This is a genomic window from Chamaesiphon polymorphus CCALA 037, from assembly GCF_003003845.1.
GTDB classification, from domain to species: Bacteria; Cyanobacteriota; Cyanobacteriia; order Cyanobacteriales; family Chamaesiphonaceae; genus Chamaesiphon; species Chamaesiphon polymorphus.
On record NZ_PVWO01000233.1, the window covers coordinates 1 to 8700 of the forward strand.

Sequence of the window (8700 nt, forward strand, 5' to 3'; positions counted from 1 at the left end):
CCTGGGATAAGATACTTCCAGCTTGTGCTTCTCTCAAAAAACGAGCCAAGCTAGAAAAGCGGATTGAATTCTCTAAGGTTGTGTCATTTACTTATTCGGAAAAATAGTTTTCTGCACCACTAAGGCGATCGCCTTTAGTAATTGGTAGTGCTGGATCGGTCGATCTTTACGAACAATTTTTGCAGGCAAAGTGACCATCCATTCAATTTATGGAAGTTGAATAATACTTACAAATCGATCGTCTAAATACTCAAATCCGCTAGGCTGTTTACGACTAATTAAGATCGAACAACTGAGATGGGATCGAGTAGAAATAGCCTCAAAAACTTCCTGATATCCTTCATATCCCCGACGATAATCTCTAGCAACCGGACGATCGGTTAAAATCGATTCAACTCCATCTAAAACTAACAAACATCGATATCGTTGAAACCGATCGAGCAAACAAGCGATCGAACCTGCAACTGTCATCGGTAATTGCCTATTTTCATCCAAGGGATCGAGAAGAGATTCGAGCAACCCCGCAAGCATGATGTCGATCGTGGGCGCAGGAGCGAGCGATTGCCAGACAAAGTACTCAAATGCTGGTGCGACTTCGGCTGTAATTTGTTTCACTAGTTCGGTTTTGCCAGTTCCTGACGCTCCTACGACTACCATTAGTCGGCACTCATCGACTAAAATCTTGTGACGCAGCCGCGATCTCTCCTTCATCAAACCAGTAACATCGGTTTGAGCGATCGAGTTCGAGTCTTCCGAGACAACATGACGGCGAACGCCTGCGCGATCGAAATCTGCCGAGATCTTACCCTTAGCTAAACCCGCATGGGTATAGTCGCCTACTGCTAGCACTAATTGTAAAGCCGCAAACACCCGCTCGATCGATCTCTTGTCTACCCCTCGATCGCCGCGCAAGATTTTTCTGACTGTAATCGGGTGAATCCCATCGGGTTCGATCGTTTGAACGCGTTCGGCGATGGCTCTAGCTCCCTGATGGACTCCGGTTTGCAGTTCTAAGGATTGGATTCGCTGTTGGACTTTTTGCAACCCGATCGATGTCAGCACAAAACCGCGATATCGTTTGGGATCTGGAAAAACGTAATTCATTGACGCGATCGGCTAATTATGTTAGCTAGTGTGCTGTTAAATTAAGTATTGAAGTGAGAAAGAAGCAAGCAAGAAAAGGCATTAAAAATATTACATCACCCAGTCATCAATTCTCCGTCCCAACAAAACCTGATGTATATAATGATGGATTACATTGCTTAGAGGAGCATGAAAAAAAGCTGAAAATACCAATAAAATTTCATTTGGTATTTTCAGCTTCGATCGATCTTTTAAGATACAGAAATCGATATCGAGATCGCGCGATCTCGATATCGATTATCAGCAAAATAAAATGGGGTAGGAAAGCAATTATGCTGCCAAGGTTTCGACTTTGGAAATCGCACTCAACACGGCAGGACGTGCGGCGATCGACTCATACCAACGGGCGACGTTGGGAGCATTGTCGAATTCCACACCAGCAAACGCCCGCCGCCATAGCCAGCCAAAATGGGCGATATCGGCAATTGAGTAATCATCTCCAGCCACATAAGCTCTTTGTGCTAGGGTGCTGTCGAGTAAACCGAGTGTCCGCTTGGCTTCGCCATGAAAGCGCGCGATCGCCAAGGGCATTGGTTCGGATGCCAGTTTTTGGAAATAGCCCGATTGTCCAAATGCTGGGCTGAGTCCGGAGGCATGGAAGAATAGCTGCTCGAACACCTGGGCACGATCGATCGGTTCTGTCGGCAACAATTTGCCATGTTTTTCAGCGAGAAAAACTAGAATAGCTGCGGATTCTGTAAGTGTGAATCGATCTCCAGTAGTGTTTTCATCGATAAGCACAGGTACTTTGCCAGCGGGGTTCACTGCCACAAAATCGGCTTCGCGCTGACCACCTTGGCGGATGTTAACCGGATGGAGCTTGTATTCAAGATTGAGTTCTTCCAAAGCGATCGGCACTTTGATGCCGTTGGGTGTAGGGAATGTGTAGATGGTATACATGGGGATCTCTTCTAAAAGATTGAATGGAAATTGGGTTATGCGAGGGATCGTGTTTTATGCAAGTAAAAGTGTTGACGAATCTTCGCCTCTTCGCCTAATGAAAATGCGCTCTCAACTAGAATCCAAAAGCGGTAAAACCTCCATCGACAGCAATGCATTGTCCAGTAATGTAACCGGATGACGGCATACACAAGAATGCTACTAGCCCAGCCACATCCTCTGGATCGCCAACCCGTCCCATCGGTGTTTGTGACAGTACCTCTTGCAGTAGCTCCGGATCGCTCAACAGCGGTTCCGTCAGCGGCGTTTGAATAAACCAGGGAGCTACCGTGTTGACTCGGATGCGATGGCCAGCCCATTCGACTGCCAGAGCGCGGGTCAACTGCACCAAGGCGGCTTTTGTCATACCGTAGGGGGCACCTGTGCGAATGGCTGTCAATCCAGCTACAGATCCGATATTGACGATACTGGCATCGGGACTCGCCTGCAACAGAGGGTACACAAGTTGGCAAAGCTCAAACACTGAATCTAGATTCGTTTGGAAGATCGAGGTATATTCAGCGGCGGTATAGTCCGCCACCTTTTTGCGAATATTAGTCCCGACATTATTTACCAGAATATCTAGAGAACCGAACGTGTCTCGAACATGGCTAAAAACTGCTTGACGACCTGCTGGAGTCGATACATCAGCAACGACACCATTTACCTTCAAACCTTGTTGCTGCCAAGTAGCGACCGTATCAGCTACAGATGCTTCACTCCGAGCGACGATCGATACTTCTGCTCCAAGAGCCAAAAACTCTGCGGCGATCGCCTTACCAATGCCTTTAGTGGCTCCTGTCACCAAGGCTTTTTTGTTTGTCAATGTCCATCGATCGCTCATATTAACCTGCCAAAAATTATCAGCTCATTCTTAATCTTCATCCATTTCTTAATTTGTTGAGTTGTTATTGAGTGGCAAGGGTTACGCCAATTAGGAGTAAGATTGCACCGAATGCTTTTTTCAGAGTGATGGGATCTTGAGGCGAGTCCAGTAAGCCAAAATGGCTAACTGTTAGTGCCATCACAATTTGTCCCGCCACAAATAGCACAAAAAATCGTCCAGCACCTAACTTGGGAATCAAAAATGTAGATCCAAAGACCAGAAAGGCACTGATAAACCCACTCAGGTAAAGATAACTGGGAACCTCTCGAAGTCGAGAAACCGCACCAAAATTACCCGTGAATGAAAAGAGTAAAAGCGTGGTAATTGCGCCCAGCAGATAAAACGGAATGTTTGCTAACAGGGCAGAGCCAACATATCTGGCAACAACTCCATTCATCGGCAAATAGACTGAGGTAATTACGCCCATGACGAAAGCGATTAGCCAAAATAACAGGGATTGCATTGACATTGAGATATCCTCAGTGAATTACCACGCTCTTGCATATTGCTGAGGATACGGGTGACCATCGACCCGTAATTCCTTGGCAGCGCGATGGGGCCAGTACGGATCGCGTAACAGTTCGCGAGCCAGCAATACTATATCGGCTTGCCCGCTATGGATTATCCGATCGGCTTGTTCGGGGGTGGTAATCATCCCCACCGCAGCCGTTGCGATCCCTGCGTCCTGTCGAATTCGATCGCTAAACGGCACTTGATAACCTGGCTCTGTCGGAATTTTAACCCCAGGAATCAGACCGCCTGTCGAACAATCCACCAGATCGACACCAGCAGTTTTGAGAATTTTGCTCAGGGCAATACTTTGCTCTAAATCCCAGCCCCCTTCTGCCCAGTCGGTGGCTGAAATCTTCACCCAGAGCGGCAAATGGTCGGGAAGGATGGCGCGTACTCCTTGGACGATTTCGACGAGGAGGCGAATGCGCCCTTCAAAACTCCCGCCGTAGCGATCTGTGCGGTGGTTACTCAATGGCGACAGAAATTCGTGCAATAAGTAACCGTGGGCGGCATGAATTTCGATAGTCTGAAAGCCTGCGTCGATGCTTCTTTGCGCTGCTTGGATAAAGGATTGCTGAATCGATTCGATCCCTTCAATTGCAAGCGCAGTTGGAACCGAACTCACGTCATTAAAGGCGATCGCACTCGGTGCAATGGGCTGCCATCCTCCTTCAGCCTGAGTTAGCGGATTGCCACCCGCCCAAGGCACGGTACAACTAGCTTTTCGCCCCGCATGAGCCAGTTGGATCCCTGCTACCGCACCTGCTTCCTGAATCAGTTTGGCAATTTTGGCGAGCATCGGCACCTGTTCGTCGGCCCAGATGCCTAAATCGCCAGGAGATATCCGGCCTAGTGGATCGACTGCTGCTGCTTCAGTAAAAACTAGTCCTGCGCCGCCCACAGCACGACTGACTAAATGAACTAAATGCCAGTCACTTGCCAATCCGTCTTGGCTAGAGTATTGACACATGGGGGAGACACCAATGCGATTGCGAAAGGTCACGCCTCGTTGTTGAAAAGAATCAAACAGAGCAGTCATAGTTCAGTCATCTCTCTAGCGAATCGACAATTACAGGCACCTTACCATTGAGTTTGGGTGTTTTCTGCTCCCGTTGAAGCAGGTTGATGAGTTTGACGGAGTAAACAAGCCCCAACTCTTCGATCGAAATCGGCACTTCGATCCAATTTGGTGTTGCCCAAGCAAAGAGATCGATCGCGATCTATCGGCGGTATAGAGCTGCCTCGATACTTACAGACTGGCAAAATCAGGAACGATACGTTCTTGGCGATATTGCTGGAATCGCTGCTTAAAGCCTGCTACCGTGTCTGGCTGACTCGTAAATCCAGCTCGACGGATCTTACCTAGTGCTAGCACGATGTCATAATCGATGGCGAACATAAATTCCAAAAACTGCCAATTCACCAGCGTCGAAAGATCTGAATTTGCCAGATTGTATTTTGATGCCATCGCTTTCCACAGTGAGGCATACTCAGCCATGAAACCTGCTAGGGGCAACGGACGCGGACTGCCCAGCGGTACGCCAAAGTCTGCCGCAAAAACGGGCCAAAGCTGAGACCATCGCGTGGGATCGCCGTTAGAGATATTGAAAATCTCACCAGCCGCCTGTGGAGTCTCGGCTGCCCAAATGGCAGCAGCGGCAACTTGTTCCGCATCCACGATCTGGGTCATAGCCCCAAAAGCAGCAGCACTTCCTGGAAAATCAAGACGCAAACCAACCTCACGCACGATTGAAGCATACACCGCGATCGAGAGTGCCAAGTTCATGGGATTGCCGACTGCAAAACCCGTCAGATGGGTTGAAATCAGATTCGTCCATTGCCAGGTGCTGCTCGGCGATCGCGATCGGAGATAGTCTTCCTGGGCATAGTAAAAATTTGGCCCGATATGCCTTGGCTCTGTTTCTAGAGCAGGTGATGGCGAAACGCCCACATGTACTCCATAATATTTTGCCCCCGTGATGAGAGTGACATGTTGTAGGGGTGCTCGCACCGACTCCAAGCCATCGATGGCATTCACTAATAATGCCAGGTTGGGCTGGACTTCTTCAATCCAACCCGCTCGCGGTGCGTAGGCTGCAAAAAAGAGATGACTCGCTTCACTGGCGGCTGCAAGTTTAAGACGAGCATCGGTGCTATCCAACAAATCGACACCGATCGCTTCATCTGCTCCTGGTACGGTTTTGCCAGATTGCGAAACTGCGATCGTCCGCCATCCGCCCACTTGTGCCAGTTTTGCGACGATCGCTCTACCAATGATTCCGGTTGCACCGACAACTACTGCGGTAGGCTTTTTGCTCTCGCTCATACAGTTTCTCCTCGATTGATGATTTTTTCGGGTGAGACGATCGGGTAGAATTCAGGGAAGGAAATCTCCCCCAATTCACTGCCGAACTAGTTGTAGAAAAGGCGATCGATCGCCGACCTATTGAGGCATCCAACCTGCAAACATTTTTTCAACGGCTTTTAAAGGTGCGGAGATCGCCGCAAATGCACTCTGAGAAACTGGATCGGGATAGACTTTTCAAGTCCTGCTTCCACCGCTTGCAGAACTGCCTGAGCGACGGCAATCGGTTCGGTTTTATCGACAGGTAAACCTTCTGTCATCGCTGTATCGACGGGGCCAGGGAAGACACCCACCACTTGTGTCCCTTGTGCTGCCAACTCGGCGCGAATGTCTTGAGTTAAGGAATGAAGGGCAGCTTTAGAAGCACTGTAGGAGCCAAAAACAGGCGCACTGGCAATAGATACCACAGATAACATATTGACAATCGCGCCGCCACCGTTGCGCTGCAAAATCGGTGCAAAGACCCGCACCATCGACAGCGTACCGAAGTAGTTGGTATTCATCTCCCATTGAGCGGTTTCCACACTATTAGGGGTAAATAGTCCGCCAGAGCCAATTACACCCGCATTGTTAATCAACAAGGTGACATCTTGGGCAGTTTCGGCTGCTGCCTTGACTCGATCGAGGTCGGTTACATCCAAGGCGATGGGAATAATGCGATCGGGCGCAATTGCAACTACATCTGCGAGTGATTCGAGCGATCGAGCGGTGGCATAAATCCGGCGAGTACCTGCCTGCAAGAGAGCCTCAACATAGGCTTTGCCAATTCCGCGATTCGCACCTGTGACAAAAGCAACTGAGTCTCGAACGTTCATAACAATCTCCTTAGTTAATCATCAAAATTTTTGCCGAAAAGCCATGTTGTACCTCTCTAAAGTTCGGCTACTTTAGATTCCATCGATTTTCTTTGAGGCCATTCGCATAAGTCTATTGCTTTCAATCGTCAGCGTCATTGACTGGGGTCAAGTTTCGATCGAATTTTTGAAACTTATTGTTAAGCGAAAAAACCATATTGAAGAGCGCAGACTAATGAAGGTCGATATTGCGCTGACTGCGACTAATTACACCATCTTGCTCCAAGCTTGAGAGTGCTCTGGAGAAGACCTCTGGAGCAATGCCAATTTCCTCAGCAATATCCTTGAATGAACGTTTCAAACTCACCTTGTTAGACTGGGCAACCAGTTGAAGGTAGTGTAGAACGCGATCGCGGGGAGATCGAATACTGCGGAGATGTAGCAAGACTTTAGTGTCATATGCCCGTTTCGCTAGTTGCGCCATTACTTCCATTGCTAACGTTGGCTGTTGTTCTAAGGTTGTTAACAAAATCTCTTTAGGCAACACCAGCACTTTTGAGGGGATCTGGGCGATCGCAGCACAGTCATAGACTGAATTAAACAATGCTGCCTCAGCAAAGCTCTCACCAGCCACCACGTCATAGTGTTGAATGACTTTTCCAGCTTGGGTGAAATGGGCAAGCCTAATTTTTCCTGACTCTACAACAAAAACTGACTCAGCCCGATCTCCCTGGTAAAACAGCGTTTGTCCATTTACCAAGTCTCGGTAGGCGATCGCTCCCTCAAGTAACATCAAAAGTGGTTTAGAACTCAGAACATTCATATCTCAATCGAGTAGCAATTTAATGGATCGCTTGGCTCTCAACGGTTACGATCGTCGGTATAGTCGGATTGGGCGCGATCGCTACTACATCAGTAAGTGCGTCAAGCGATCGAGCCGTTGCATAAATACGACGGGCACCTGCTCGGACTAATGCTTCGACAAAGGCTTTGCCAATACCGCGATTTGCACCTGTGACAAAATCAACTGAGTTGTGAATATTCATAGCAATCTCCCGATCGATGAAGGTTAAAAATTGAATCTTTTGTTGTCTACTGTTTCATCTTCTATCATTCCAATTAGTTTGAGAAGCAGGTAAAATAGAATATATCTTATTCAATTTTGGAATGACCTAGCCAATGGATCGCCTTGACTGTATTGAAAGTTTTGTGCGTGTAGTGGAAATGGGCAGCTTTTCGGCGGTGGCGCGGGAATACAACACCACTCAACCCACGATTAGTAAAAAGATCGCGGCATTGGAAGATTATCTGGACGTACAGCTTTTAACTCGATCGACGACTAAACTCCAATTGACGCAAGAGGGCGAACTTTTTTTCGAGCGGTGCCAGTCTTTATTAGATGCCGCCGCCGAAACGATCGCCAGTGTCGGTCAACGCCAAAACCCAGTTGGAACGCTGCGGGTCAACTGTTCGGTGGCATTCGGTCAGTATCAAGTTATCCCCTATCTCAAGGGCTTTCTCAGTCGCTATCCTGACCTGAAGCTGGATCTGATGATGAACGATCGCTTTGTCGATCTGGTCGAAGAAGGCATCGATGTGGCAATTCGGATTGGAACGGTGAGCGACTCAATGCTGAGCGTACATCAACTTGGCGTGACTCATCGGGTGACGGTGGCTGCGGTAGATTATTTTCGCGATCGCCCAGAACCCAAAACGCCTGAAGATTTGCTAGATTGCAACTGTATCGTCTATTCGCGTTTGGCAACTGCTAATGATTGGCATTTTCACCTACCGACGGGTGGTACCACCACAGTCACCGTCAACGGCAATCTGCGTGTTGATGGTTCTACTGGCGTTCGGGAAGCTGTATTCGCAGGATTAGGGATTGCAGTTTGCCCCGTTTGGTTGTTTGGCGATCTAATTCGATCCGATAGTTTAAAAGTTATTCTCAAGGATTATCAACCCACACCGTTACCGATTCACGCGGTTTATCGGCGCGGACGATTTATTCCCGCAAAAGTGCGTTGTTTTATTGAATATTTTACGAATGAATATCAGCT

The 8700-nt window shown here is 48.2% G+C and carries 11 protein-coding genes; 1 reads left to right on the forward strand and 10 read right to left on the reverse strand.

All coding sequences use genetic code 11. The annotated features are described in order from the left end of the window. Positions 1-207: 207 nt before the first annotated feature. The 10 genes from C7B77_RS17085 to C7B77_RS17125 form a co-directional block, all read right to left on the reverse strand. On the reverse strand, positions 208-1104 hold the full coding sequence (locus tag C7B77_RS17085; RefSeq protein ID WP_106307357.1) for an NB-ARC domain-containing protein: 897 nt from the start codon (positions 1102-1104) through the stop codon (positions 208-210). Between the two features lie 309 nt (positions 1105-1413). Then, positions 1414-2043, reverse strand: a complete 630-nt coding sequence (locus C7B77_RS17090; protein WP_106307360.1) for a glutathione S-transferase family protein — start codon at positions 2041-2043, stop codon at positions 1414-1416. Positions 2044-2158: 115 nt separating this feature from the next. Next, entirely contained in the window at positions 2159-2926 is a 768-nt protein-coding gene (locus tag C7B77_RS17095) for an SDR family oxidoreductase (RefSeq protein WP_106307363.1), read from the reverse strand. A 64-nt stretch (positions 2927-2990) separates the two neighbouring features. Next, on the reverse strand, positions 2991-3437 hold the full coding sequence (locus C7B77_RS17100) for a DMT family transporter (RefSeq protein WP_106307366.1): 447 nt from the start codon (positions 3435-3437) through the stop codon (positions 2991-2993). An 18-nt stretch (positions 3438-3455) separates the two neighbouring features. Further along, positions 3456-4520 (reverse strand): NADH:flavin oxidoreductase/NADH oxidase, encoded by a 1065-nt coding sequence (locus C7B77_RS17105; RefSeq protein WP_106307369.1) that lies wholly within the window; start codon positions 4518-4520, stop codon positions 3456-3458. A gap of 7 nt (positions 4521-4527) precedes the next feature. Beyond that, complete coding sequence (locus C7B77_RS31475) at positions 4528-4656, reverse strand: thioredoxin domain-containing protein (protein WP_281261370.1); 129 nt, start codon at positions 4654-4656, stop codon at positions 4528-4530. Between the two features lie 74 nt (positions 4657-4730). Continuing rightward, positions 4731-5807, reverse strand: a complete 1077-nt coding sequence (locus C7B77_RS17110) for an SDR family oxidoreductase (protein WP_106307372.1) — start codon at positions 5805-5807, stop codon at positions 4731-4733. 158 nt (positions 5808-5965) lie between these two features. After that, on the reverse strand, positions 5966-6661 hold the full coding sequence (locus C7B77_RS17115) for an SDR family oxidoreductase (protein WP_106307375.1): 696 nt from the start codon (positions 6659-6661) through the stop codon (positions 5966-5968). A 211-nt stretch (positions 6662-6872) separates the two neighbouring features. Then, the gene (locus tag C7B77_RS17120) at positions 6873-7463 is read right to left on the reverse strand and encodes a Crp/Fnr family transcriptional regulator (protein WP_106307378.1); all 591 of its coding nucleotides are present in this window, start codon (positions 7461-7463) and stop codon (positions 6873-6875) included. Positions 7464-7482: 19 nt separating this feature from the next. Beyond that, entirely contained in the window at positions 7483-7686 is a 204-nt protein-coding gene (locus C7B77_RS17125) for a hypothetical protein (RefSeq protein ID WP_181243898.1), read from the reverse strand. 133 nt (positions 7687-7819) lie between these two features. On the opposite strand from C7B77_RS17125, the gene C7B77_RS17130 reads away from it, so the two are divergent. Beyond that, positions 7820-8700 (forward strand): LysR family transcriptional regulator (locus C7B77_RS17130; RefSeq protein WP_106307381.1); only part of this gene is annotated, 881 nt, incomplete at its 3' end.

Bases quoted from the DNA above. Each gene is read 5' to 3' on its own strand.
- C7B77_RS17085 (WP_106307357.1), bottom strand. From the start codon at position 1,104: ATGAATTACGTTTTTCCAGATCCCAAACGATATCGCGGTTTTGTGCTG.
- C7B77_RS17090 (WP_106307360.1), bottom strand. From the start codon at position 2,043: ATGTATACCATCTACACATTCCCTACACCCAACGGCATCAAAGTGCCG.
- C7B77_RS17095 (WP_106307363.1), bottom strand. From the start codon at position 2,926: ATGAGCGATCGATGGACATTGACAAACAAAAAAGCCTTGGTGACAGGA.
- C7B77_RS17100 (WP_106307366.1), bottom strand. From the start codon at position 3,437: ATGTCAATGCAATCCCTGTTATTTTGGCTAATCGCTTTCGTCATGGGC.
- C7B77_RS17105 (WP_106307369.1), bottom strand. From the start codon at position 4,520: ATGACTGCTCTGTTTGATTCTTTTCAACAACGAGGCGTGACCTTTCGC.
- C7B77_RS17110 (WP_106307372.1), bottom strand. From the start codon at position 5,807: ATGAGCGAGAGCAAAAAGCCTACCGCAGTAGTTGTCGGTGCAACCGGA.
- C7B77_RS17115 (WP_106307375.1), bottom strand. From the start codon at position 6,661: ATGAACGTTCGAGACTCAGTTGCTTTTGTCACAGGTGCGAATCGCGGA.
- C7B77_RS17120 (WP_106307378.1), bottom strand. From the start codon at position 7,463: ATGAATGTTCTGAGTTCTAAACCACTTTTGATGTTACTTGAGGGAGCG.
- C7B77_RS17125 (WP_181243898.1), bottom strand. From the start codon at position 7,686: ATGAATATTCACAACTCAGTTGATTTTGTCACAGGTGCAAATCGCGGT.